This is a genomic window from Variovorax sp. PBS-H4 (assembly GCF_901827205.1).
Classification (GTDB): domain Bacteria; phylum Pseudomonadota; class Gammaproteobacteria; order Burkholderiales; family Burkholderiaceae_C; genus Variovorax.
In genome coordinates this window covers 209,393-234,202 of sequence record NZ_LR594675.1, presented here as the reverse complement: position 1 = coordinate 234,202, position 24,810 = coordinate 209,393, and the positions used below count along the sequence as shown (strand labels likewise).

The window sequence follows — 24,810 nt, the reverse complement described above, 5'->3', positions numbered from 1 at the left end:
TCTAAAGCGAACGGGGCCGGGTCGACTCGCGCACCACAAGCTCGGGTCGCAGCACCACGGTGGAGGCCGACAACGATTTGCCTTCGATCTCGTCGAACAGCATCTCGGCCGCGCGCCAGCCCAGCTCGCGGTGCGGCAGGCGAATGGTGGTGAGCGGCGGGTCGACCATATCGACGAGCGGCATGTCGTTGTGGCCGGTGATCGAGATGTCGTGCGGCACGCGCAGCCCCTTCGCGCGCAGCAGGTCGTAGGCGCCCAGGGCCACGAGGTCGTTGCAGCACACCACGGCCTCGGGCCGCTCATGCCCGGCGAGCAGTTGCTCCATGGCGTGGCGGCCGGCCTCGCGGCTGTAGCTCTCGCATTCGACGACCGCTGCCAGCTCCAGGCCACGATCCCGCAGCGCTTGCTCGACGCCCTGCCGACGCGCCACGCCGGTGGGCACGTTCTGCGGCCCCGCCAGGTGGGCGATGCGCCGGTGGCCGGCGCCGACCAGGTGGTCCACCGCCAGCTTCATCGCCAGGCGGTCATCGCTGACCACCGCAGGCAGCCGCCCGCTCTCGTCGGCACGATTCACCAGCACCGTGTGCATGCCGGCTTTCTGCAGGTAATCGACGAGCGGGTCGTCGCGGGTGGCGATCGCCATCACCAGGCCATCCACCTGCTGCGCCAGCATGCGCTCGACCACCGGGCGCGCCAGCGCAGGGTCCATCACGTTGGTTACGAACACGAAGTAGCCGCGGGCCGCGGCACTGGCCTCGATGCCCTGGAGGATGGGTGGGAACACCGGGTTGGTGATGTCGGGCACCAGCACGCCGATGGTGTGGGTTCGGCCGGTACGCAAGGCCGATGCGGCGCGGTTGGGCCGGTAGCCCAGCCGCTGCGCCGCCTCCTCGACCACGCGCAGCACCTCCTGGCTGATCATCCCGCGCTTGTCGGGGTTGAGGGCGCGCGAGACGGTCGAGACGTGCACGCCGGCGGCGCGAGCGACCTCGCGGATCGTGACGGGAGAGGACACACTTGTGCTCATTTCATGCAAACGATTGAAAGCTACGGATACACGGATATCGCCCTATTGCCCTTGGGGACTCTGGCCCCCTGCAATTTTGCTTCAGATTGATCACCCGGCATAATTTGCAAACGTTTGCAGCCAACCAGAAGGCACCCATGAATATCGTGACCACCCCCGATTCCGTGGTCGGGATGGCGATCAATGCCATGTCCCGCACGCCCGACGAGCGCCTCCGGACCGTGATGGAAGCCCTCACCCGCCACCTCCACGCCTTCGTCCAGGAAGTGCGCCTGAGCGAAGAGGAGTTCGAGCAGGCACTGGAATTCATCGTCGGCATCGGCCAGGCCACGGGCGAAAAGAAAAACGAGGTCGTCCTGGCCGCCGACCTGCTGGGCGTCTCCACGCTGGTCGCCCTGCTCAACAACCAGGACCCGCAGGGCGAATCGGACGCGGCCCTGCTCGGCCCTTTCTGGCGCGCGAATGCACCGCTGTGCCGAGCCGGCGAGTCGATCGCGCGCTGCGAAACCCCGGGCGTGCCGCTCGAAGTGACGGGCGTCGTACGCGACACGCAGGGCCGGCCCGTCGCGGGGGCCATCGTGGACGCCTGGCAAGCCTCGCCGGCCGGTCTCTACGAGAACCAGGACCCGCAGCAGGACAACATGAACCTGCGCGGCCGCTTCGAGACCGATGCCGAGGGCCGCTTCCATTTCCGCACCGTGCGCCCGGCAGGCTATCCGGTACCCACCGATGGGCCCTGCGGCATGCTGCTGCGCGCACAGCAGCGGCATCCCAACCGGCCGGCGCACCTTCACTTCATGGTGAGCAAGCCCGGCTACAAGGTGCTGATCACGCAGGTCTTCGCAGACGATGACGAGAACCTCGAGAGCGACCCGGTGTTCGGTGTCACGCGCCGGCTGATCGGCCGCTTCGAGCCCCAGCGCGAGGGCCAGGCCGCCACGCTCGCGCACGACTTCGTGCTCGAGCCCGGCGAAATGAAGTTTCCGCGCCCGCCCATTCCCTGATCTTTTTTTGATTTCATCGCTTTCCCTCCATCGCATGAGCTTCGACCCCACACCTCGACTCGACGGCAAGGTGGCCGTCATCACCGGCGGCTTCGGCGCCATCGGCTACGCGACGGCGCAGCGCCTCGCCGCCCTCGGCGCCACCTGCGTACTGCTGCATCGCGGCACCGAAGACGCCGCCGCGCGCGCCGCTGCACTGCCTGCCGCGGCCGGACAGCGCCACGCCGCGCTGCGCGCCGACATCGTCGACACGCCCAGCCTGCAGAAGGCCGCGGCCGACGTGAAGGAGCGCCTCGGCCGCTGCGACATCCTCGTCAACAGCGCGGGCCACACCCAGCCCATACCGGCGGCCGACCTCGACGGCCTCACGGACGAGCTCATCGACGACCTTCTGCGCGCCAACTTTCGCGGTGTCTTCGCCACCATCCGCGCGTTCGTGCCGCTGCTCAAGGCCAGCGGCGACGGGCTGGTGGTCAACATCTCCTCGATCGCGGGCTTCACCGGCGTCGGCAGCAACCTGGCCTATGTGGCGGCCAAGGCAGGCCTGGACGTGGTGGGCGACGCGCTGGCCAAGGCGCTCGCGCCGGCCGTGCGCGTGGTGTCGGTCTCGCCCGGCGCGGTCGAATCCGGCTTCGTGGCGGGCCGCGGCGAGGATTTCAAGGCCAAGATGGCGGCGACGACGCCGCTCGGGCGCATCGGCACGCCCGAGGACGTGGCGGCCACCGTCGAGGCGCTGGCGACCACGCTGCGCTTCGTGACCGGCACGCGCATCGTGGTGGATGGCGGGAGGCACCTGTGAGCGCCGCATGCCTGCCCACATGCGCGAAGGTCTCCCCGGGAGGCAGCGCAGTACACCCAATGACAAGCGTAGGGGCACCATGAACACCAGGACACTGATCACCTGCGCAGTCACCGGCAATCTGGTGAAGCCCGAGCAGACGCCGCACCTCCCGATCACGCCCGCGCAGATCGCCGACGAGTGCCTGGCGGCAGCAGAAGCGGGCGCGGGCCAGGTGCACATCCATGTGCGCGATCCCGAAAGCGGCAGGCCCTCGATGCAGGTCGAGCTCTACCGCGATGTCGTCGACCGCATCCGCAAGCAGAACCGCGAACTGATCATCAACCTCACGACCGGCCCCGGAGGCCGCTTCATCCCGAGCGAGGACGATCCCAAGGTCTATGCGCCCGGCACCAGCCTGCTGCCGCCGGAGAAGCGCGTGGAGCACATCGCGCTGATCAAGCCCGACGTCTGCTCGCTCGACCTCAACACCATGAACTCGGGTCCCGACGTGGTCATCAACACGCCGAAGAACGTGCGCCGCATGGCCAAGGTGATCCGCGAGGCCGGCGTGAAGCCCGAGCTGGAGATCTTCGACTCCGGCGACATCCACATGGCGCTGGACCTGATCGCCGACGGCACGCTCGACGGCCCGGCGATGTGGACGCTGGTGCTGGGCGTGAAGTACGGCTTCATGGCCACGCCGCAGACCGTGATGTATGCGCACGACATGCTGCCGCGCGGCGCCTTCTGGAGCGCCTTCGGCATCGGCCGCATGGAATTCCCGATCGTGGCGCAGGCCTGGCTGCTGGGCGGCCATGTGCGGGTCGGCATGGAGGACAACATCTACCTCGAAAAGGGCGTGCTGGCCGAGAGCAATGCGCAGCTGGTCGCCAAGGCGCGCGACATCATCGAAAGCCTGGGCGGCGAGATCGCGAATCCGCGCGAGGCCCGCACGATGCTCGGCCTCGCGGAAGGAGCCGGCCGATGAGCGCGGTGCTGAACACCGCGGCGGCCGCCCGCGCCGTGCGCGTGCACGAGAAAGCCGCCACGCTCGATGCCTTGAAGCTCGACATCGCGGAGCAATGCGAGCCCGCCGTCAGGCCCGGGTTTGCCGTGGTGCGCGTCGGCGCGGCGGCGGTGAACCCCAGCGACGTCAAGGCCAGCCTGGGCCTGATGCCGCAGGCAGTGTGGCCACGCACCCCGGGCCGCGACTTCGCCGGTGTGGTGGTCGCGGGCCCGACCGAGTGGGTGGGCCGCGAGGTCTACGGGTCGGGCGGGGACATCGGCATCACGCGCGACGGCTCGCACGCACGCTTTCTCTCGCTGCCGGTGGCTGCACTGCACGCGCGCCCGCGCAGCATCTCGATGGACGAAGCCGGCGCCGTGGGCGTGCCCTTCGTCACCGCCTACGAAGGCTTCCGCCGCAGCGGCATGCCGCAGGCGGGGCAGACAGTGCTGGTGCTGGGCGCCAACGGCAAGGTGGGCCAGGCCGCGGTACAGCTGGCGGCGCAAGGAGGCGCGCGCGTGATCGCGGTGCAGCGGCGCGCCGGGCCGTTCGAAGGCTTTGCCTGCGCGCCGGTCGACGTGGTCGACGCCGGCGCGGGCGATGTGGCCGCGCGGGTGCGCGAGCTGACGGACGGACGCGGCGCCGACATCGTCTACAACACCGTGGGCAGCGCCTACTTCGACGCCGGCAACAAGGCGATGGCCAAGGGCGCGACGCAGATCTTCATCGCCACGCACGACCGCGCGGTGCCCTTCGACATCTTCGCCTTCTACCGCGGCATGCACACCTACGTGGGCATCGACTCGCTGGCGCTGGACTGCGTGGCCGCCACCGCGCAGCTCGATGCGATGCGCGAGGGCTTCGAGCGCGGCACCCTGAGGCCTTTCCCCGTCGCGCGCGCCTTCACGCTCGATGAAGCGGCAGACGCCTATCGCCTGGTGCTCTCCGGCAGCACCGACCGCGTCGTGCTGCGGCCCTGAGCGAGCGGCCATGCACGTCACGCGACTCGACCAGGCGCCCGCGTACGAAGCGCCGAACCATATCGACATGCGCTGCCTGCGCCTGCAGGGCAAGGAAGCCGGGCCCAGCGCGCAGATGTGGATGGGCATGAGCCAGATCCTGCCCGGCGGGCACACCGGGCTCGACGGGTCGCCCATCGAAAAACTCTACCTGGTGCTCGAAGGCCAGCTGCATGTCGTGTCCGAGCTCGACGGCCAGCGTGACGAGCAGGTGCTCGGGCCCTACGACTCCTGCCGCTTCGCCCCGGGCGAGAAGCGCCAGCTGGTCAACCGCAGCCCGCGGCCGGTGCTGGTCGCGTTGGTGATGGCGAACGCGCCGCCTGCAGACGGCTGAGCCGGTTCGCCCTTTCCCTTCAACGATTCAAGACGGAGACACCCCCATGACGCCATTTTTTTCCGGCCGCCGCCGGCTCCTCGCCGCCGCGCTGGCCGCCTGCGCCTTCACCGGCGCCCACGCCCAGGGTGAGTGGCCCAAGGGCCAGACGATCAAGCTGGTCGTGCCCTTCACCGCCGGCAGCGGCACCGACATCGTGGCGCGGCTGGTGGCCGAGCGCCTCGGCCCGGCGCTGGGCACCAGCGTGATCATCGACAACAAGCCCGGCGCCGGCGGCACGCTGGGCGCCGCGCAGGTGGCGAAGGCGCCTGCCGACGGCTACACGCTGCTGGTCCATTCGGCGGGCCACCTGGTCAACCCGTCGATCTATCCGAACCTCAGCTACGACACGCTGAAGGACTTTGCCGGCATCACGCCGATGGCCAGCCTGCCCAACATGCTGGTGGTCGCGCCCGGCCGCTTTGCGGACGTGAAGGACCTCGTCGCGCAGGTCAAGGCCAAGCCCGGCAGCTTCAACTACGGCTCGGCCGGCAACGGCTCGGCCACGCACATGAACGCCGAGGTGTTCCGCCTGGCCGCGGGCCTGCAGGCGCAGCACGTGCCCTTCCGCGGCACGCCCGAGGCGATGACGGAGGTGATGGGCGGGCGCATCGACTGGTTCTTCGCGCCGATGGTGTCGGCCCTGCCGCTGGTGAAGGACGGCAAGCTCAAGGCGCTCGCGGTGGGTACGGGCAAGCGCTCGGCCGTGATGCCGCAGCTGCCCACCACGGTCGAGGCCGGCGTGCCGGGTTCGGAGTACCTGTTCTGGGTCGGGCTGTTCGCGCCGGCAAAGACGCCCAGGCCGGCCATCGAACGGCTGCAGGCGGAGGTCGCGAAGATCATGGCCGCGCCCGAGCTCAAGGACCGCCTCGACAAGCTGGGCGCCGAGCCCTTCGTCATGCCCTCGGCCCAGTTCGACAAGTTCCTCGTCGATGAGACGGCCAAGGCGCAGCAGGTGGTGAAGGCAGCCGGCATCAAGGTGGATTGATGGCCAGGAAGCTGCCGCACTCGGGGCGACTGCTGGCGGCCTCTCGAGCGTATGGCTGTCCGGCTGCGCTACCGCAGCGCCGGCGGCGGCGGCGGCGGGCCGAACTATCCGGAGCACTACGGCGGCATTCGCAAGCTTGCCGACGAACGAGCTGGCCGACTACGCGGATGCGCGGCCCTGTGGGTTCGCTGCCGCTCGCAACGCCCCGGGCTGCTGCTGCCGGCCGGGGCCGCGGACTCATTCATAGACTGTCAGAGGCCCGCAGTTCTCGTCGGTGACGAAGAAGGCCAGCAGCTTCGCGGTGCGCGCGGGGTCCGGGTTCTCGGCGAACACGTGCAGCGTGCCGGGCGGCTCGAAGAAGCTCTGGCCGGCCCGGTAGTCGGCGGCCGGCGTGCCTTGCAGCTGGGAACGGACCGTGCCCTCGATTACCACCGCGGTGACGGAGCCCGGATGCCGGTGCGCGGGCGAATACGCCAGCGGCGGAAACTCCACCAGCACGGTGGTCTGGGACTTGCCGGGCACGTTGGGCAGGGGCTGGCAGGACAACGGCTTCACCACCGTTGCCGGCCGCGCAGCTGCGCCATCTGCGGCGGGGGCCGAAGCGAACATCGGCCGGCCCAGGCTGCTGCACAGATCGTCGAACCAGCGCGCGGCGGATCGCGGCGCGGTGGGCGCAAGCAGCATCCACCCGGCGGCCAGGCTCAAGGCTGCAATGGCCGCATTGCGGCGTGGAGCAAGGAACAGCGGGTTCATTTCAGGACCTCCGCGGGCCAGCGCAGCGCCGCGTGCCAACCGAGTTCGCGCCCTGCCTTCTCGGTGCTGAGCTCGGGGCTCTCCTCGGCGATGTTGTAGATGCCGTGCCCATCGCGCTGCACGGCCAGCAGCGCCGCCCATGCGGCCGCTTCGACATGCACCGGCGTGGCTCCGCGCGGCGTGGGCGTCGAGGTGCCCGGGCCGTAGAGCTGCCCGTAGCGCAGCACGGTTCCCGTGAGGCCCGGCGTGTCGAGGGCGAGCGCTTCCAGCGCTGCGACGCCGCGCACGGTGATGCCGCGCGCGTCATCGGCGGTGACGTCGAGCGGCTGTTCCTCTTTCAAGGGTTTCGGGCCGGGCGCATAAGCCCAGGCGATGCTCTGCGCGATCAGCCGCCCGCAGCCGGCCGCAAGCGACCCGGCGACCAGGTTCCGTGTACCTTCGCTGCGAACGCGTGCATTGCGCACCACTGCCTCTGCCATTCGCGCGGGGTCCAGATCCCGCGGCAGGTCGGTGAGCTGATGGATCACGACATCCGGTGCGATGCGCTTCAGGGCCGAGGCAAGCGCCGCCGCATCAAAGACGTCGACCACCACCGGCGCCACGTCCTGCGCTTCGAGCGCACTGGCCCGTTCGGCGCGTCGGGTACTGCCGTACACCGCGTAGCCGGCGTCCACCAGCAGCGGCGCCAGCACCGAGCCGATCGCGCCCGTGGCACCGGCCAGGAATATCTTCGTCTGCGTCATGTGTGTTCCGGGTCCTTTCTTGCAATCTCGAGCCTTCAGCTTAGGGCTACGATGCACTGCCCAAAAGATCCATGAATTGCGAAAATGACCAGGCCATGATAAGCAACGAAAGGGCTCTTCGCACCGACCTGCTGACGCTCGATCGCAGCCGATCGGAGCCGCTGTACCGGCAGATCGTCCAGCGGCTGCGCGACGCCATCGAGCAAGGGCTGCTGCGCCCCGGGGCCCGGGTCGCCTCGGCCCGCAGCCTGGCCAGCGAGCTCGGCGTGGCGCGCTCCACGGTGGAGCTGGCCTACGGGCAGCTGGCCGGCGAGGGCTATCTGCTTGCACGCGGACAGGCCGGCACGGTGATTTCGCCTCGACTGCCGCCGCGGGCCCCGCGGCGTGCGGCTCGCGGCAGCACGCCAGGGCCTCTCACGCTGGCGCCGGTCGGGCCGCCGCCGCCGTTCCAGCTCGGCATCCCGGCCCTCGATGCCTTTCCGCGCAAGCTCTGGGCGAGGCTGGCGACCCGAAGGGTCCGCGCGACCACCATCGCCGACATGAACTACGGAGACCCGGCCGGTTACGCGCCACTGCGCGAGGCCATTGCGACGTACTTGCGCGTGTCGCGCGGCGTGGCCTGCAGCCCCGCCCAGGTGGTCGTGACCGCCGGGCATCGCGCGAGCCTGGCGCTGGTCTCGCGCGCGCTGCTTGCGCCACACGACGGCGCCTGGGTGGAGGAGCCTGGCTACCCGCCGACGCGCGAGGTGCTGCAGGGCGCCGGTCTGCGCGTGGTCTCGGTCCCCGTCGACACGCAGGGCCTGCGCGTCGCCGATGGCCTGCGCCGCGCGGCCGGTGCGAAGCTGGCGGTCGTCACGCCCTCGCACCAGTCACCATTGGGTTACTCGATGAGCATGGCGCGCCGCCTGGAGCTGCTTGCGTGGGCCCAGGATGCGAAGGCCTGGATCGTCGAGGACGACTACGACGGCGAGTACCGTTATGCCGGGCATCCGCTGCCGGCGCTGAAGAGCCTCGACGCGCAGGACCGCGTGCTGTATGCCGGCACTTTCTCGAAGGTCCTCCATCCCGGACTGGCGCTGGCCTACCTTGTCGTGCCGGAGCCGTTGGTCGAGCGCTGCACGCGTGCCGCCGGTGTCGCCTCCAACGGCTGCCCCCAGCTTGCGCAGGCGATCGTCTGCGATTTCCTCCAGGAGGGCCATTTCGCGCGCCACATCAAGAAGATGCGGCTGCTCTATGCGCGCCGGCGCGCGATGCTCGCGGCCGAACTGCAGAAGGCCTTCGGCGAGGCGGTGCAGGTGGAACTGCGCGGCGGTGGCATGCACCTCATCGCGCGCTTCGGGGGCCTGGGCAGCGACACCGCGCTGAGCCGGCGCGCGCAGGGGGCCGGGCTCCATTGCCGGGCCTTGTCGGAGCGCTATGCCGGAAAGCCGGCGCTCGAAGGATTGCTCATGGGCTTCACCAACATCGCCTCGCAGGCCGAGGTGCGCCAACTGGTTGGCAGGCTGCGCAATGCGCTCGTCGTGGGCTAGGGCCTGTTAACGCTATGCAAGGGGTCGCGAAGCTCACCACAGCCCGCCCATCAAGGCGCGCCCCTTGCATAGCTTTAACAGGCCCTAAACTGCGCGGCCATGACCCAAGCCATCCTGCTCCTGCTTCACCTGCTGTCGGCCGCGTTCTGGGTGGGCGGCATGGCGGTGATGCACTTCGCCGTGCGTCCCTCGGCCGTCGCGGTTCTTCAGCCGCCGTTGCGGCTGCCGATGATGGCGCAGTCGCTGTCGCGCTTCTTCGTCGGCGTGGCCGTTGCCATCGTCCTGCTGCTGGCCAGCGGCCTCGGCATGGTCTGGCTGGCAGGCGGCTTCGCTCGTGTGCATTGGAGCGTGCATGCCATGCTGGCTTTCGGGCTGGTGATGATGGCGGTGTTCCTGCACATCCGCTTTGGGCCCTACCCGCGCCTGCTGCGCGCGGTGGCCAGCCGCGAGTGGCCAGTGGCCGCGGCCCAGCTCGACATGATCCGCCGGCTGGTGGAGCTCAACCTGGCGCTGGGTGTGGCGGTGTTCGCGCTGGCGATCGTCGGGCGGGCCTTGTGATGGGGCGCATCAGGGCTGCATGACGAGTTCGTAGCTGGTGCTGCGCCCGCCGGACTCCGACTTCTTCAACACCCCGCGTGCCACGAGGTCGCCGATGTCGCGCAAGGCCGTGTCGGCAGAGCACTTGGCGATCGCGGCCCATTTGCTGCTGGTGAGCTTGCCCTCGAAGCCGTCGAGCAGGCGGTTGAGCAGCTTGATCTGCCGCTCGTTGAGCGGCAGCTCCGCCCATCGCTGCCACGCGCGGAACTTGAGCAGCACGGCGGACAGCGACGCCTCCGCACCCTGGACCGCGCGCAGCAGGCAACCCAGAAACCATTCCAGCCAAGGCGTCACGTCGAGCGAGCCCTTCTGGGTACGCTCCAGCATCTCGTAGTAGTCCTTGCGCTCGCGCTGGATCTGGGCCGCCAGGCTGTAGAAGCGCTGCCCCGAGCGATCGGCGCGAGCGAGAGCCATGTCCCCGACGGCGCGTGCGATACGGCCGTTGCCATCGTCGAATGGGTGCAGGGTGACGAACCAGAGGTGCGCAAGACCTGCATGCACGAGCCGATCGCCTTCCGTCGACTGCTCGAACCATTGGACGAAGCGACTCATCTCTGCGTCCAGGCGCGGCGCAGGCGGCGCCTCGAAGTGCACCTTGCGGCGGCCGACGGGGCCGGAGACCACCTGCATCGGCCCCGATGCATCGTCACGCCGGGCGCCCGTGCGGATCGGTGACAAGCCGCTGTAGCCCGTGGGAAAGAGGGCCGCATGCCAGCCGAAGAGACGCTCGCGCGTGAGCGGCTGCACGTGTGCACCAGTGGCGTCGAGCACCATGTCGACCACACCGTCGACATGCCGGTCCGCAGGCGCCAGCGCGCCGATGTCCAGCCCCAGCCGGCGGGCAACGGAGGAGCGAACCGTCTCGGGGTCGAGCCGCTCTCCCTCGATCTCGCTGGTCTTGACGACATCGTCGGTCAGCACCAGCAGGGTGGTGGCATCGCGCTGCGACAGCCCCACGTCGGCCATGCGGCGCATCAGGTGCCCCCGGGAGGCGTGGACAGCCGCCAGCGGCGCAGCAAGAGCCGTGAGGTCGTAGCGCAGGCGCGGCCAGCCAGGGTTTTCCCAGATATAGAGGCCACTACCGCTTTCTCCGCTGCTCATGCGGAGATTGTGCGCGTACTCGCCGCACCGCCGCCTATTCACCGCAAATGGCGCGGTGAAAAAGCCTCCATTCGCCGCAGCCCCGGCAGCGGGCCTAGATCACCCCTGCCTCGCGCAGTGCCGCACGCTGCGACTCTCCGAGCCCCAGTTCGGCCAGCACCTCGTCGGTGTGCTGCCCGAGCGCAGGCGGCGCCCGGCGCAAGACGGGCGGCGTGGCTTGCAGGCGCAGCGGACTGGCGACGCCCGCGATCTGCGCAATGCCGTCACCCGCGTTGCGCGGCAGCGTCACGGCGAGGCCGCGGGCCTTCACCTGGTCGTCCTCGAAGGCCTGGGCAATGTTGTTGATCGGGCCGCAGGGCACGGCCTTGTCCTCGAGCAGCGCAATCCACTCGGCGGTGGTCCGGGTGCGGGTGACGGCCTCCATCATCGGGATCAACACCTCGCGGTGCCGCACGCGCAGTGTGTTGGTGGCAAAGCGCGGGTCGCGCGCCCACTCGGCCTGGCCCGCAGCCTCGCAGAAGCGGGTGAACTGGCCGTTGTTGCCGATGGCCAGCAGCATGGCGCCGTCCTTCGTGTGAAAGTCCTGGTAGGGCGCGAGGCTCGGATGGCTGTTTCCCTGGCGCTGGGGCGCGACACCGGTGTTGAGAAAGGCGCTGGCCTGGTTGGCGAGGATCGCCATGCCGACGTCGAGCAGCGCCATGTCGATGTGCTGGCCTTCGCCGGTGCGGTGCCGCACCTCGATCGCGGCCAGGATGGCCGTGGCCGCATAGACGCCGGTGAAGAGATCGGTGAGCGCCACGCCCACGCGCAGCGGACCGCCGCCGGGCTCGCCGTCGGGACGGCCGGTGATGCTCATCATGCCGCTGGTGGCCTGGATCATCAGGTCGTAGCCGGCGCGCGAGGCATGGGGGCCGTCGTGGCCGAAGCCGGTCACGCTGCAGTAGACCAGGCGCGGATTGCTGGCGCGCAGGCTCTCGTAATCGAGCCCGTATTGCCGCAGGCCGCCCGTCTTGAAGTTCTCGACCACGATGTCGGCCTGCGCCGCCATTGTCTTCAGCAGCTGCTGCCCCTCGGGCGTGGCCATGTCGATGGTGACCGAGCGCTTGTTGCGGTTGCACGAGGTGAAGTAGGTGGCCTGGTCGGTGTCGCCGCCGTGCTCGTCCTTGAGAAAGGGCGGCCCCCAGGTGCGCGTGTCGTCGCCGACGCCGGGCCGCTCGATCTTGACCACGTCCGCACCCAGGTCCGCGAGGATCTGCGTGCACCACGGCCCCGCGAGGACGCGCGACAAATCGAGAACCTTGATGCCGTCGAGTGCTGCTGGGGTCATTTGGTTTCTGAAGGTCCGGCTTTCAGTTGGAGAACGCCGCGATGCCTGTTTGCGCACGCCCGAGGATCAGCGCATGGATGTCGTGCGTGCCCTCATAGGTGTTGACCACCTCGAGGTTCACCAGGTGGCGCGCCACGCCGAACTCGTCGCTGATGCCGTTGCCGCCCATCATGTCGCGCGCCAGGCGGGCGATATCCAGGGCCTTGCCGCAGGAGTTGCGCTTGAGCAGGGAAGTGACCTCGACCGAGGCGGTGCCCTCGTCCTTCATGCGGCCCAGGCGCAGGCAGCCCTGCAGGCCCAGCGTGATCTCGGTCTGCATGTCGGCCAGCTTCTTCTGGACCAGCTGGTTGGCGGCGAGCGGCCGGCCGAACTGCTTGCGGTCGAGCGTGTACTGGCGGGCGCGGTGCCAGCAGTCTTCGGCCGCGCCGAGCGCGCCCCAGGAGATGCCGTAGCGGGCGCTGTTGAGGCAGGTAAAGGGGCCCTTGAGGCCGCGCACCTCCGGAAAGGCGTTCTCTTCGGGGCAGAACACGTTGTCCATGACGATCTCGCCGGTGATGCTGGCACGCAGGCCCACCTTGCCGTGGATCGCAGGGGCCGACAGGCCCTTCATGCCCTTCTCGAGCACGAAGCCGCGGATCGGGCCGACTGCGCCGCCTTCGCTGACTTCCTTCGCCCACACCACGAACACGTCGGCGATCGGGCTGTTGCTGATCCACATCTTGGCGCCGGTGAGGGCATAGCCGCCCGGCACCTTCTTGGCGCGGGTCACCATGCTGCCGGGGTCGGAGCCGTGGTCGGGCTCCGTCAGGCCGAAACAGCCGATCCATTCGCCGGTGGCCAGCTTGGGCAGGTACTTCTGCTTCTGCGCCTCGGTGCCGAATTCGTTGATCGGCACCATCACCAGCGAGCTCTGCACGCTCGCCATCGAGCGATAGCCGGAGTCGACGCGCTCGACTTCCCGCGCGATCAGGCCGTAGCAGACGTAGTTGAGCGCCGGGCCGCCGTACTGCTCGGGGATGGTCGGCCCGAGCAGGCCGAGCTCGCCCATCTCGCGGAAGATCTTGGGATCGGTCTCGCCGGTGCGGAAGCCTTCGAGCACGCGGGGCGCGAGCTGGCCCTGGCAGTAGGCATGTGCGGCATCGCGCACCTGGCGTTCTTCGCTGGTGAGCTGCTGGTCGAGCAGAAGCGGGTCGTCCCAATGGAAAGCGGCGTGGGCCATGTGCGGTCTCCGGTGTAGGTGGCGGGGGAAGCTGAATGCGATGCTAAGCCGCGGGCCCTTCGAGCGCAAACGAAGATTCGGAACCCAGTTATGCGGTTTGCTCACTTCTTCGCACAATTGCCTGAGCGATCTCCATTGGAGATGGCGCCATCATCCATGTAGCACCCGCATACCATGCGCCGACGACTGCCTTCCACCCAGGCCCTGATCTGCTTCGAGGCCGCGGCCCGGCACGAGAGCTACACCCGCGCCGCGCAGGAGCTCGCGCTGACGCAGAGCGCGGTCTCGCGCCAGATCACGGCGCTGGAAGACTTTCTCGGCATGGCGCTGTTCCGCCGCACCCGCCACGGCGTGGCGCTGACGCCGGCCGGCGCCGACTACGCGCGCCAGACCGCACGCCAGCTCGACAGCATGGAGCGCGACACGCTCGACGCGATGGCGCGGCAGGGCCTGGGCGGCTCGCTGCAGCTGGCGGCGGTCCCCACCTTCGCCACCCGCTGGCTGATCCCGCGCCTGCCGGACTTTGCCCGGCGCCAGCCCGACATCACCATCCACATCGAGACCCGCACCCGGCCCTTTCTCTTCAACGAGACGCCATTCGACGCGGCCATCTACACCGGCACGCCTGCCCAGGCCGCCAACTGGGCCGGCACGCGTTCGGTGCTGCTCCTGAACGAGGACGTCGTGCCGGTCTGCAGCCCCGACTTGCTCGGCGCGAAGGCGCAACTGTCGCCCGCGGCGGTCGCGCGCATGCCGCTGCTACAGCAGAGCACGCGGCCCGATGGCTGGCGCCAATGGTTCGACGCCCAGAAGGTCGACGCGCCGCGCGCGCGCAGCGGGCCGCGCTACGAACTGTTCTCCATGATCGCGGTGGCCGCCGCGCATGGCCTCGGGGTGGCGCTGATGCCCCGCATGCTGATCGAACCGGAGCTGGCGCGCGGCGAGCTGGCCGTGGCCTGCGACCGGCCGCTGCGCGCGGAGCGGGGCTACTTCCTGGTGACGCCGGCGAGCACGGACGAGCGGCCCGCGCTTGCCGCGTTCCGCAAGTGGCTGGTCGCGCAAACCTCGAACGAAGCTCCGCCCGCCGAACGCCGCTGAACGCATGCGCACCCCGGCCGGATGGGGCGCGCCGTGCCGCTCGCGTTTTCAAGGCTGGCATCCGGCCTCACAGTCTCTTATGCTGTCGGTCTTGCCGCGCGACGGCGTCCCCCACGTTTGTCGTCCACCATTTCTTTTCGAGGAGCGACCATGTCACTGCGCATCAACGACGAAGCCCCCAACTTCAAGGCCAAGACGACGAAGGGGGACATCGACTTTCACCAATGGATCGGCGACCAATGGGCGGTCCTGTTCTCGCACCCCAAGGATTTCACGCCGGTGTGCACCACCGAGCTGGGCTACATGGCGAAGATCGAGCCCGAATTCACCAAGCGCAACGCCAAGCTGATCGGCCTGAGCATCGACCCGGTCGACGCCCATGACCGCTGGTCCGACGACATCGAGGAAACGCAGGGTGCACGCCCGAACTATCCGATGATCGGCGACACCGACCTGCAGGTGGCGAAGCTCTACAACATGCTGCCGGCCGAGGAGCCGGGGAGCTCCGATGGCCGCACCGCGGCGACCAACGCGACGGTGCGTTCGGTCTTCATCGTCGGCCCCGACAAGAAGATCAAGCTGATGCTCACCTACCCGATGACCACCGGCCGCAACTTCGACGAAATCCTCCGGGTGCTCGACTCCATCCAGCTGACCGCCAAGCACAAGGTGGCCACGCCGGCGAACTGGAAGCAGGGCGACGACGTGATCATCGCCGGCTCGGTGTCCGACGACGACGCCAAGAAGCTGTTCCCCGAAGGCTGGAAGTCGCCCAAGCCTTACCTGCGCGTGGTCAAGCAGCCCGGCTGAACCTCGGCCGCGGCATGGTCTTCGAGCAGGTCGCCACCGGCGGCTGCCAGTCTTACCTGGTCGGCTGCGACCAGAGCTGCGCCGCCGCACTGATCGATCCGGAGCTGAGCCAGATCGACCACTACCTCGGCTTGGCTGCGCGCCACGGCGTGCGCATCCGCTACCTGATCGACACCCACACGCACGCCGACCATTTCTCGGCCACGCGCGAGCTCGCGCGGCAGCTCGAGGTGCCCGTGGTGATGCACCGCGCCAGCCCTGCGCCCTTCGTCGAACTGCGGCTCGCCGATGGCGAAATGCTGGTGCTGGGCAAGCTCAGGCTCTCGGTGCTGCACACACCCGGCCACACGGCCGACTCGATGTGCCTGCAGGTGGAAGACCGGCTCTTCACGGGCGACACGCTGCTGATAGGCGCCACCGGGCGCACCGACCTGCCCAGCGGCGACCCCGAGGCGCTCTACGACAGCCTGTTCAACCGCGTGCTGCGGCTGGACCCGGCGCTCAAGGTCTGCCCCGCACACGACTACAAGGGACGGACCCACTCGACCATCGGCGAGGAGTTGGCCAGCAATCCGCGGCTGCAGAAGCGCGAGCGCACTGAATTCGTGGAGATGATGAGGAGCCTGAACCTCACGATGCCCACCCACGTGACCGAGGCGCTGCGCACCAACATGAGCGGCGGCAAGACGGTGGCGCGGCTGTTGGCCGAAGCCGCCGCGACGGTGCCCTTCATGTCCCTGGCCGAGCTCAGGGCGCGCGTGGAGGCAGGCGAGGACGACCTCATCGTGCTCGACGTGCGCGAGCGCGAGGCCTACGAGGCCGGCCATGTGCCGGGCGCACGGCTGCTCCCGCGCGGCCAGTTGGAGCTGCGCGTCAACCAGGATCTGCCCGATCCCACTCGGCGCATCCTCAGTTGCTGCGAACTCGGATACATCTCGACGCTCGCCGCGGCCACACTGCGCAACATGGGCTTCCAACATGCGGTGGCGCTCGATGGCGGCATGAAGGCCTGGCGCGAGGCGGGCTATCCGCTCAAGGCGGGCAAGGAAGCCTAGCCCCGAACACCCCCGACCGGTGGACGCGCACGGCCTCGCGGACACCCCACGGACAACCGGAGACAACGGACATGGCCCGACTTTCCCCCGGCGAGATCGACCAGTACAAGCGCGAGGGCTGGGTCATCCCCGAGTTCCGCCTGGAGGCCCGCCGCGTGGCGCAGATGCAGGACGCGCTGGGCGAGCTGATCCGGCGCAACCCTGGCGTGCGGCCTGAAAAGCTGGTGTCGGCGCATATAGAGGGCGACAACGGCGAGGGCGTGCGCGGCAGCCGGCAGTTCCTCGAGCTCGCCATGGACCCGGAAATCGTCGAGTTGGTTTCGGGGGTTGTCGGTGAAGACGTGATCCTCTGGGGCTGCCACGTCTTCTGCAAGCCGGCCAGCGAAGGCTTCGAGACTCCTTGGCACCAGGACGGCCACTACTGGCCGATCCGGCCGCTGGCCAATTGCACGGTGTGGGTGGCGCTGGAGCCGTCGACGCGCGCCAACGGCTGCCTGCGCGTCATCCCGCGCTCGCACCAGGGCGGCGTGCTGCATCCGCACCTTCACGAGGATCGTGATGACCTCACGCTGAACCAGCGCATGGCGGCCGGCAGCTTCGACGAGGGCGAGGCCGTGGACCTGGAACTGCAACCCGGCCAGATGTCGCTGCACGACGTCTACATGATCCACGGCGCCCGCGCCAACACTTCGAACCAGCGGCGCACCGGCGTTGCGCTGCGCTACATGCCGTCCACCTCGGTCTTCGAGCGCGACCTGCGGCCCGCCGACGGCAAGACGGGCGTCGCCGTGAACTTCGCGGAACGGCCGCTGTGGCTGCTCAGGGGCGTGGACCGCAGCGGCCGCAACGACTTCGAGGTGGGCCACCGCCGTCACATGGCGGGTTGAGGCTCGGCCCTCGCAGGGCCAGGTGGGCAGATCCCGCGCCCTTGCCCGGCCAGGCGAAGAAGATCAGGCCGTCAGACCGGCCAGCGAACTGATCGGTGCCTCGTCGGCCAGCACGGAAAGTTGCTCGGTTCCGGCCAGGACGGCCGCGGCGTGGACCTTGTCATGCCCATGAAGCCATGGAATGGTCTCGTCGTTGCGCAGCATGGCGAGCTCGCATTCGTAGAAACGCATCAACTCGGGCCCGGTGCTGTGCGAAAGATACAGGCGCATGTCGTGCTCCGCGATCCCGAGGTAGCCATCCAGCACCAGTTCGACATGCAGGTGATGCAGGCCGCTGGCCCGCAGGTTCATGCCGGAAAGATAGAGCGCCTCGGCCGTCATGGCGGTAGACATGGCCAGGGTACCGCCGGTACGCAACAGGGCCTCGGCCTGGGTGATGCGTGCAATGAAGCCGGCGAGGTTGTGGCCGCGGTAGCGAGGATGCACCCAACCGGCCCCGATATAGCCGAAGAGCGCATGGGCGTTGAGCTTCGGACCCGTGTCAGGCAGCCAGCCCTCCTTCTGCTTGCAGCGGTAGAGCGCCCCCTGGTTGTAGGCTTCCCCAACCCGGCGAATCGCGGAGTCGTTCTGCATGGTCCGGAAGCCGCTCAGGGCCACAGGTGCGGTGCCGTCGTCGAAGCAGACCCAGAAGTTGTACGGGTTGGCGTCCTTCGGATCGTCCAGCACGAAGGGCAGTTGCACGTAGCCGGTGCCTGTCGCAGCTTCGTAGGTCTTCAGGAGTACCGACAGATCGTCGCCAAAACTGACATTCAGCCCGGATTCTTCCAGCTGCTGAACGAGTTGATCCTGGTATTCCTTGATCTCCGAGAGTTGCATGACGGGTCCTTGAAGTGAGGGCAGTGGCGGCTGCGGCTTCCTCCCGGCCCGTTGTGGGAAGGAGAATCCGACTACAGATTGCGCATTACTCCACTTGCGAAGCTGTGATGCAAGTTGTATGTGACGCTCGTCCAAAAATTAGTGGGTTAAACAGTACAAAGTGTTACGTTAAGTAATCACATTTCAGCGACCGACAAAATCATGGTAATGCTTTCGTGCGCGTTCCGCGTTCGCAAAGGGGTTTGCACTGCTCGGATCGCTCAGCCCCGTTCCGGACTCCATGCGGACAGTACCGGCTGCTTTTTTTGCAACACGCAAAGTCACACGGGAACCTGCACGCGCCATAGGTCTTTTGGCGGAAGACGCCGTCAAACCAGTCCTCCATGATCTGCAATTGCCCGCAGAAATCGACGAAATCGTTGAAACAGTGCGCCTGCAAAGCTGCGCGCCGATCTACAGTGGGGCACTCAAGGGAAACATGACCAGAGCGAAACTGCGAATCACCGGGCCCCATTCAAGCTCCTATGTGCTGGGCGAACCGATGTACTTGTACGACGGTACGCTTCACATCGCGACCCTCGACCCCGTCCCGGTCAACCGCGAAGGCACCGAGGTCCACATCGAGCATTTCTCGCCAAGCGCCACGGTCACGCAGCAGAAGCTCGAGATCAGCAAGCTTGCCCTGGTGGAAATGGTCTACTTCATCGCCGAGAACTTCACTTCGGTGCAGGCCATCAGCCTGTCGCTGAGCCGCCAGGTCGAGGGCTACGGCGACGGCATGCGGCTCGCCGGTGCCCGCTCGGCCTTCCTGCAGAGCCTGGGTGCCAACAACATCGTGATCGTGCCCAAGCCCAATGCCGAGCACATGGGCCACTTCATCGTCAGCGGCCTGTGGGAGTACAACCCCGCGAACCTCGAAGCGTTGGTTTCGGTTCTCCAGCATGAGCGCGACACCTACTACGGCAGGCGCCCTGCGGCCGCCGAGGACACGCGGCGCCCGAGCCTGGGCGCGTGGGTGCGACGCTTCATTCCCGGCGCGGCGCCGCGTACCGGCACCGGTGAGAACGAGCGCTGAGACCGAGCCGATGCTGAGCACCCTGGCGCCCTTTCTCCTTCATTGGGCCATCATCGCGGTCTCGCTCTGGGTAGCCAGCCACATCTTCAGCGGCATCCGCTTCGAAAGCACCTCGGCGCTGGTGATCTCGGCACTGCTGCTCGGCTTTGCCAATGCGATCGTCAAGCCGATCCTGATCCTGCTCACGCTCCCGCTGACCCTGCTGACCTTCGGCCTGTTCCTGCTCGTGATCAACGCGCTGATGCTGCTGCTGGTGGCGGCGCTGGTGAAGGGCTTCAAGGTCCGCGGCTTCTGGACCGCCTTGTTCGCCAGCCTCTTCGTTTCGCTGCTGAGCATCGTCTTCGGTGCACTGGTCGGCGGCGGCGATCCCGCCACGACGATCCAGATGCCGGGCAGCGGCACCTGGCTGTAACGCTTCCTCGTCGCCCAGCCGCGGGCCGACCGGGTGGCCGCCAACCATGGCAGCTCCGAGGGGGTGCGGACATGAGCGGGCGGCGCCGCGATAGGGGTTGAACCTAGGCGCGCGCCTTGGCAAGCACGGCCGTCAGGTACTGCGCTGCGGCAACGCCTCCCCGCCCGGCGCCTGCGCCTGCGCCCGATGCGCGGCGAAGTCCACGTACCAACCCAGGCTGCCCGGGTTGGCCATGGCCTCGCGGTTCACCACTTTCTCGATCGGCTGGCCCAACAGCAGCTTCTTGATCGGCAGCTCCTGCTTCTTGCCCGAGAGCGTGCGCGGGATCTCCGCGACCTGGAAGATGTCGCTGGGCACGAAACGCGGCGAGAGCCGGGTCTTGATCGCGTCGTTGATCTTCGCGCGCATCGTCGCGTCGAGCGCCAGGCCCGGCCGCAGCACCACGAACAACGGCATGTAGCTCTCGCGCCCCAGGTACTCCAGGTCGACCACCATCGAGTCGAGCACTTCGGGCAGGCCTTCGACGGCGCTGTAGATCTCGCTGGTGCCCATGCGCAGGCCCTGGCGGTTGATGGTGGCGTCGCTGCGGCCGTAGATGATGCAGCCTCCGTCCTCGCCGATCTTGAGCCAGTCGCCGTGGCGCCACACGCCCGGATAAGTGTCGAAGTAGCTCGACAGGTAGCGCGCGTTGCCCTCGTCGCCCCAGAAGCACAGCGGCATGGCCGGGATCGGCTTCGTGCACACGAGTTCGCCGACTTCGCCAATCACTGGCTCCCCCTGCTCGTTCCAGGCCTCGACCGCGGCGCCGAGGAAGCGGCACTGCATCTGTCCCGGCACCTCGGGCAGTTCGCGGTTGCCGCCGACGAAGGCGCCGCAGAAGTCGGTGCCTCCGGAAATGTTGTACCACCACACCTCGGGCGCGCCGGCTGCGAGCAACTGCGCCGTGCCCCAGCGCTGCACCTCCTCGGAGAGCGGCGATCCGGTGCTGCCGAGCGCGCGCACGCCCGAGAGATCGCCGCATGCCTTCGCCTCGACGCCAGCCTTCATGCAGTTCGCGAAGTAGGCCGCGCCCGCGCCGAGAAAAGTGACCTTGTGCCGCGCCGCGAAGCGCCACAGCACGCCCCAGTCGGGCTTCTCCTTGCTGCCCGAAGGATTGCCGTCGTAGATGCAGCAGGTCACCCCAAACGCCAGGCCCGACAGCTGCGAGTTCCACATGACCCAGCCGGTCGAGCTGTACCAGTGGTAGCGCTCGCCTAAGTTGTTGGCGCTGTAGCTCGCGCCCAGGTCGTGGTGCAGGCCGCAGGCGTACATCGTGAGCAGGATGCCGCCCTGCCCATGCACGATGGGCTTGGGCAGGCCGGTCGTGCCGCTGGAATAGACGATCCAGATCGGGTGGTCGAAGGGCAGCCATTCGGGTTCGAAGGCAGCGGTTTCGGCGTCGTCGCGCGAGACGACGTCTGTCCATTCGGCCTCGGCGGCAAGCTGCTGCGCCGCAAAGGGCGTGCGCAGCAGCAGCAGCTTCTCGACGCTGGGCAGTGCGGACCGCAGTTCCTGCACCACGGCGCCGCGGTCCAGCGATTTGCCTCCGTAATGGACGCCGTCGGCGGCGATCAGCAGCTTCGGCTCGATCTGGTGAAACCGGTCGACCACCGCGGCCGTTCCCATGTCGGGCGCGCACACGCTCCACACCGCGCCGAGGCTCGAGCAGGCGAGGAAGGCCACCATCGTCTCGGGCACGTTGGGCAGGTAGGCCGCCACACGGTCGCCACGCCGCACGCCCAGCGCCCGCAGCGCGAGCGCGCAGGACGCAATCTGCCGGCGCAGCTCGGGCCAGGACATCTCGCGCACCTCGCCGAGCTCGTTTTCGCTGACGATCGCGGGCATGCCGGCCGCATGCGCCGCATCGACGTGGCGCAGCACCTCGTGCGCATAGTTGACCTGCGTGCCCGGGAACCAGCGCGCGCCCGGCATTCGCGCATCGGCCAGCGTGACCGTCGGCGGTGCCGGCGAACGGACGCCGCTCCAATCCCAGACGCTGCGCCAGAAGGCCTCGAGGTCGGTGACCGACCAGCGCCAGAGCGCGTCGTAGGACTCGAAGGCCAGGCCGCGCTGCTCGCGCAGCCAGTCCTGGTAAAGGCGGATCTGGGGAACGTAAGGGGCTGGCATGCATTCAGCCTAGCGACTCTCAATGTTGCAAACCATCGGGATTGCGCTGACAGGCCTCTCATGGCACAGACAGATGAGGTGATAGATTCGACGGCGCTTCGATGAGCCGCGGCGCCAATCCCGTGTGCGGTACGCGAACAAGAAACGACCAAGATGTTGATTACAAGACTCAAGCTAAAAAACTGGCGCAACTTCAAGCAGGTTGATGTTTCGCTGCGCGAGCGAGTATTCGTGATCGGCCCCAATGCCGCCGGCAAATCAAACTTGCTTGACGTCTTGAGGTTTCTCCGAGACGTCGCGAAGTCCAAGGGAGGAGGTCTTCAGCGAGCGGTTGAGACCCGAGGTGGCTTGACCAAGCTGCGCTGCCTTCTTGCTAGACGGGACCCGGAAGTTGGCATTACGGTCGAGTTGGCAGAGCGTCCGGACGAACCACCCATCTGGCGCTACGAACTGGCGTTTCGGAGCGAGGGTAAGGGCAAGCAACGCGTGGTCATAAGCAAAGAGAAAGTCGAGGACCTTGCTCGAAAGCGAGTTTTGCTGGAGCGGCCAGATCGAAAGGACGAGGAGGACAAAGAGCGATTGACAGAGACGAGCTTGGAGCAGGTCGTTGCTAACAAGGACTTTCGTGAGATTTCGCAGTTCTTTGGCACCCTCACCTATCTTCATCTAGTGCCGCAGCTTCTCAAGCATGTGGAGCTCGGCGCCACGGGTCAACTTGAAGGTGATCCGTTTGGTCAGTCGTTCTTAGAGCGGATCGCGAAGACGACCGACCGTACCCGCGACGCTCGCCTGCGCAAGATAGAAGCGGCGCTCAGAGCGTGTGTTCCCAACATGCGCAATCTCCGATTCGAACGCGATGCCATTACAGGAAGCCCTCATCTCGGCGCACTGTACGAACATTGGCGTCCAGAAGCAGGCTGGCAGCGCGAGGATCAATTTTCTGACGGCACTCTCAGGCTACTTGGAATTATGTGGAGCCTCCTCGAGGGTGATTCACTCCTCTTGCTAGAAGAGCCGGAGCTGTCCCTTAATGAGGCTGTTGTCAGGGAGATCCCGCCGCTGCTCTGGGAAATGCAGCGTCTGGCCAAGCATCGGCGACAGATCCTCATTACCACCCACAGCAGCGCGATCTTGGAGCACAAGAGCATCGACCCACGCGAAGTGCTGCGCCTAGAGCCTTCATCCGAGGGCACGCGGGTGCTGGCTGCAACAGAGCAGGACATCAAACTTGTCGCGGCTGGATACACGGTCGCAGAAGCCATGGCCAGCAAAACCAGACCCAGCAGCCTGACCCAACTATCTCTGCTGTAGACGATGTCGTCTCCTATCGATGTTGCCTTGGTGGCTGAAGATGAGCTGAGCTTCGCGGTGATGGAATGCATCCTCCTACGCTGTGGTCGCACTTTCCGCGTGATACTGCCAAAGATTGAGCGCGGCTTCGGAAATATCAAGCGGTCCATAAACAAGTATCGAGAGGCAAGCCTGGTACTTCCGCACGTCGTATTGACGGATCTTGACAATGCGGAATGCGCCGCTTCGCTGCGGGAGGAATGGGGGGCTGAAAACCTTCCCCCGACGATGATGTTCCGCGTCGCCGTTCGTGAAACGGAAGCTTGGGTGCTGGCAGACCGACAGGCCTTCGCGACCTTTGCGGGCATTCCGCCGATCAAAATCCCTCAAGCTCCAGACACAGTCGATGATCCGAAAAGGACTTTGATCAACCTGGTTAGGCGCAGCCGCTCCCGGCGGCTCGCTGCGGAACTGGTGCCTCCTGCGGGAAGCAGCGTGCAGATTGGCCCGATGTACAACGAACGCTTGGTAGCCTTTGTACGGCAGCAGTGGGACCCGCTAACTGCTCTCTCAAATTCGCCCAGTCTGGAACGGACGTTCACTCGCCTTCAGCAATTCATGCGCTGAGCTTGCACATCTCCAACATGGCCTCATGGTGCGCTGGACCTTGGTCGAGTCCTTGACCTGCCGTCGGCCCCTCGATCTCGAAGCCAACGCCCATCGGCGTGCCGCCCGCTCGCGCAGAAGGTCACAGCCTTCTTGGCGTTGCCGTCGAACCACAAGCAGGGAGATTTTTTGCAAGGGACGGTTCTTTGATCGATGAGGCAACAGGTGAAGAAACGGTGGCGCCATTGCAGTGAACCGACGAGTTCATCTGCGCGCCGCCCCATATGAATGAGCGCCCACGATCCCGGGGTTTCATGCCGGCGCGAAAACAGGCATGCTCGGCGCTCACATGCCCTCTTCCCATCCCCCGCAATGGCGCGCCGAGCTCCTTTTTCGCATCCGCCACCTGCTGGCCCTGAAGATCGTCGGCGTCACGCTATTTACCTGGCTCTTCTTCATCGGGTACTTCCAGCTGCTGCGCCATCCGGTCCATCCGATGACCGTGATGCCGCTGACCGCCATCGACCGGATGGTTCCCTTCCAGCCGGAAATGCTGGTCGCGTATTTTTCGCTGTGGTTCTACGTCGGCCTGGCGCCCGGGCTGCAGCGCAACTTCACCGAGCTGGTGGTCTACGGGCTCTGGGTCGGCGCGCTGTGCATCGCGGGGCTGGGCCTGTTCCATTTCTGGCCGACACAGGTGCCGCCGCTGATGGCCGGCAGCTCGGACTTTCCCGGCTTCGCGCTGATGCAGGGCGTGGACGCGCCGGGCAACGCCTGCCCTTCGATGCACGTGGCGGTCGCGATCTTCACTGCCATCCGGGTGGACGACGTGCTGCACCGCACGCGCGCGCCCGTCGCGCTGCGCCTGGCCAATGGGCTCTGGTTCGCCGCCATCGCGTATTCGACCCTGGCGGTCAAGCAGCACGTGGCGCTGGATGCGCTGGCCGGCGCACTGCTGGGCATTGCCTTCGCCTGGCCCTCGATGCGCTGGCGCCCGGCGCCAGGCGGCAACGCGCCTGCAGTCTTCGGGGGAGCGGATATCATCCCCTACAGATGACCCACCGCCCC

25 protein-coding genes are annotated in these 24,810 nt (G+C 67.4%); 17 read left to right on the top strand and 8 right to left on the bottom strand.

Going from position 1 to position 24,810, the window contains the following annotated elements; all coding sequences use genetic code 11:
* Nucleotide 1: 1 nt before the first annotated feature.
* The gene (locus E5CHR_RS01145) at nt 2–1,015 is read right to left on the bottom strand and encodes a LacI family DNA-binding transcriptional regulator (RefSeq protein ID WP_232061911.1); all 1,014 of its coding nucleotides are present in this window, start codon (nt 1,013–1,015) and stop codon (nt 2–4) included.
* Nucleotides 1,016–1,164: 149 nt separating this feature from the next.
* Between E5CHR_RS01145 and E5CHR_RS01140 the strand changes: the two genes are divergently transcribed.
* The 6 genes from E5CHR_RS01140 to E5CHR_RS01115 all read left to right on the top strand — a co-directional run bounded on the left by E5CHR_RS01140 (nt 1,165) and on the right by E5CHR_RS01115 (nt 6,198).
* Nucleotides 1,165–2,031, top strand: coding sequence for a dioxygenase family protein (locus E5CHR_RS01140; RefSeq protein ID WP_162577989.1), 867 nt, complete (start codon nt 1,165–1,167; stop codon nt 2,029–2,031).
* A gap of 34 nt (nt 2,032–2,065) precedes the next feature.
* A complete protein-coding gene (locus E5CHR_RS01135) occupies nt 2,066–2,830 on the top strand; it encodes an SDR family NAD(P)-dependent oxidoreductase (protein ID WP_162577988.1) in 765 nt (254 codons plus the stop codon).
* Nucleotides 2,831–2,909: 79 nt separating this feature from the next.
* Entirely contained in the window at nt 2,910–3,800 is an 891-nt protein-coding gene (locus tag E5CHR_RS01130; RefSeq protein ID WP_162577987.1) for a 3-keto-5-aminohexanoate cleavage protein, read from the top strand.
* On the top strand, nt 3,797–4,798 hold the full coding sequence (locus E5CHR_RS01125; protein ID WP_162577986.1) for a quinone oxidoreductase family protein: 1,002 nt from the start codon (nt 3,797–3,799) through the stop codon (nt 4,796–4,798). Before E5CHR_RS01130 ends, E5CHR_RS01125 begins: the two co-directional genes overlap by 4 nt.
* Nucleotides 4,799–4,808: 10 nt before the next feature.
* Nucleotides 4,809–5,171 carry a cupin domain-containing protein gene (locus tag E5CHR_RS01120; protein WP_162577985.1) on the top strand — a complete coding sequence of 121 codons (363 nt, stop codon included), beginning with the start codon at nt 4,809–4,811 and terminating at the stop codon, nt 5,169–5,171.
* Nucleotides 5,172–5,217: 46 nt separating this feature from the next.
* Nucleotides 5,218–6,198 (top strand): tripartite tricarboxylate transporter substrate binding protein, encoded by a 981-nt coding sequence (locus tag E5CHR_RS01115; protein WP_162577984.1) that lies wholly within the window; start codon nt 5,218–5,220, stop codon nt 6,196–6,198.
* A gap of 237 nt (nt 6,199–6,435) precedes the next feature.
* Here the strand turns inward: E5CHR_RS01115 and E5CHR_RS01110 are convergent, their stop codons facing one another.
* Complete coding sequence (locus E5CHR_RS01110) at nt 6,436–6,951, bottom strand: cupin domain-containing protein (protein WP_162577983.1); 516 nt, start codon at nt 6,949–6,951, stop codon at nt 6,436–6,438.
* Nucleotides 6,948–7,694, bottom strand: a complete 747-nt coding sequence (locus tag E5CHR_RS01105; protein WP_162577982.1) for an NAD-dependent epimerase/dehydratase family protein — start codon at nt 7,692–7,694, stop codon at nt 6,948–6,950. Before E5CHR_RS01105 ends, E5CHR_RS01110 begins: the two co-directional genes overlap by 4 nt.
* A 95-nt stretch (nt 7,695–7,789) precedes the next feature.
* On the opposite strand from E5CHR_RS01105, the gene pdxR reads away from it, so the two are divergent.
* Both pdxR and E5CHR_RS01095 read left to right on the top strand, forming a co-directional pair.
* Nucleotides 7,790–9,223, top strand: coding sequence for a MocR-like pyridoxine biosynthesis transcription factor PdxR (gene pdxR / locus E5CHR_RS01100; protein ID WP_162577981.1), 1,434 nt, complete (start codon nt 7,790–7,792; stop codon nt 9,221–9,223).
* Nucleotides 9,224–9,322: 99 nt separating this feature from the next.
* Nucleotides 9,323–9,781, top strand: a complete 459-nt coding sequence (locus E5CHR_RS01095) for a CopD family protein (protein WP_162577980.1) — start codon at nt 9,323–9,325, stop codon at nt 9,779–9,781.
* Between the two features lie 9 nt (nt 9,782–9,790).
* Here the strand turns inward: E5CHR_RS01095 and E5CHR_RS01090 are convergent, their stop codons facing one another.
* The 3 genes from E5CHR_RS01090 to E5CHR_RS01080 form a co-directional block, all read right to left on the bottom strand.
* Nucleotides 9,791–10,921 carry a Fic family protein gene (locus E5CHR_RS01090; RefSeq protein WP_162577979.1) on the bottom strand — a complete coding sequence of 377 codons (1,131 nt, stop codon included), beginning with the start codon at nt 10,919–10,921 and terminating at the stop codon, nt 9,791–9,793.
* A gap of 94 nt (nt 10,922–11,015) precedes the next feature.
* On the bottom strand, nt 11,016–12,248 hold the full coding sequence (locus E5CHR_RS01085; RefSeq protein ID WP_162577978.1) for a CaiB/BaiF CoA transferase family protein: 1,233 nt from the start codon (nt 12,246–12,248) through the stop codon (nt 11,016–11,018).
* A 22-nt stretch (nt 12,249–12,270) separates the two neighbouring features.
* Nucleotides 12,271–13,467, bottom strand: a complete 1,197-nt coding sequence (locus E5CHR_RS01080) for an acyl-CoA dehydrogenase (RefSeq protein WP_162577977.1) — start codon at nt 13,465–13,467, stop codon at nt 12,271–12,273.
* Nucleotides 13,468–13,641: 174 nt separating this feature from the next.
* On the opposite strand from E5CHR_RS01080, the gene E5CHR_RS01075 reads away from it, so the two are divergent.
* The 4 genes from E5CHR_RS01075 to E5CHR_RS01060 all read left to right on the top strand — a co-directional run bounded on the left by E5CHR_RS01075 (nt 13,642) and on the right by E5CHR_RS01060 (nt 17,317).
* On the top strand, nt 13,642–14,565 hold the full coding sequence (locus E5CHR_RS01075; protein ID WP_162577976.1) for a LysR substrate-binding domain-containing protein: 924 nt from the start codon (nt 13,642–13,644) through the stop codon (nt 14,563–14,565).
* Nucleotides 14,566–14,715: 150 nt separating this feature from the next.
* On the top strand, nt 14,716–15,375 hold the full coding sequence (locus E5CHR_RS01070; RefSeq protein ID WP_162577975.1) for a peroxiredoxin: 660 nt from the start codon (nt 14,716–14,718) through the stop codon (nt 15,373–15,375).
* A 14-nt stretch (nt 15,376–15,389) separates the two neighbouring features.
* Nucleotides 15,390–16,430, top strand: coding sequence for an MBL fold metallo-hydrolase (locus E5CHR_RS01065; RefSeq protein WP_162577974.1), 1,041 nt, complete (start codon nt 15,390–15,392; stop codon nt 16,428–16,430).
* 71 nt (nt 16,431–16,501) lie between these two features.
* Nucleotides 16,502–17,317 carry a phytanoyl-CoA dioxygenase family protein gene (locus tag E5CHR_RS01060; protein WP_162577973.1) on the top strand — a complete coding sequence of 272 codons (816 nt, stop codon included), beginning with the start codon at nt 16,502–16,504 and terminating at the stop codon, nt 17,315–17,317.
* A gap of 63 nt (nt 17,318–17,380) precedes the next feature.
* On the opposite strand, the gene E5CHR_RS01055 is transcribed toward E5CHR_RS01060, so the two are convergent.
* Complete coding sequence (locus E5CHR_RS01055; RefSeq protein WP_162577972.1) at nt 17,381–18,193, bottom strand: hypothetical protein; 813 nt, start codon at nt 18,191–18,193, stop codon at nt 17,381–17,383.
* Nucleotides 18,194–18,671: 478 nt separating this feature from the next.
* Between E5CHR_RS01055 and E5CHR_RS01050 the strand changes: the two genes are divergently transcribed.
* Nucleotides 18,672–19,268: a hypothetical protein gene (locus E5CHR_RS01050; protein ID WP_162577971.1), complete on the top strand. Its 597-nt coding sequence runs from the start codon at nt 18,672–18,674 to the stop codon at nt 19,266–19,268.
* A gap of 10 nt (nt 19,269–19,278) precedes the next feature.
* On the top strand, nt 19,279–19,680 hold the full coding sequence (locus E5CHR_RS01045; protein ID WP_162577970.1) for a phage holin family protein: 402 nt from the start codon (nt 19,279–19,281) through the stop codon (nt 19,678–19,680).
* Between the two features lie 132 nt (nt 19,681–19,812).
* Here the strand turns inward: E5CHR_RS01045 and E5CHR_RS01040 are convergent, their stop codons facing one another.
* Nucleotides 19,813–21,846 (bottom strand): acetoacetate--CoA ligase, encoded by a 2,034-nt coding sequence (locus E5CHR_RS01040; protein ID WP_162577969.1) that lies wholly within the window; start codon nt 21,844–21,846, stop codon nt 19,813–19,815.
* Nucleotides 21,847–21,999: 153 nt separating this feature from the next.
* Between E5CHR_RS01040 and E5CHR_RS01035 the strand changes: the two genes are divergently transcribed.
* From E5CHR_RS01035 to E5CHR_RS01025, 3 genes are all read left to right on the top strand, one after another.
* On the top strand, nt 22,000–23,157 hold the full coding sequence (locus E5CHR_RS01035) for an AAA family ATPase (RefSeq protein WP_162577968.1): 1,158 nt from the start codon (nt 22,000–22,002) through the stop codon (nt 23,155–23,157).
* A gap of 27 nt (nt 23,158–23,184) precedes the next feature.
* The gene (locus E5CHR_RS01030) at nt 23,185–23,763 is read left to right on the top strand and encodes a DUF4276 family protein (RefSeq protein WP_162577967.1); all 579 of its coding nucleotides are present in this window, start codon (nt 23,185–23,187) and stop codon (nt 23,761–23,763) included.
* A gap of 328 nt (nt 23,764–24,091) precedes the next feature.
* Nucleotides 24,092–24,799, top strand: a complete 708-nt coding sequence (locus E5CHR_RS01025; protein WP_232061910.1) for a phosphatase PAP2 family protein — start codon at nt 24,092–24,094, stop codon at nt 24,797–24,799.
* Nucleotides 24,800–24,810 lie beyond the last annotated feature (11 nt).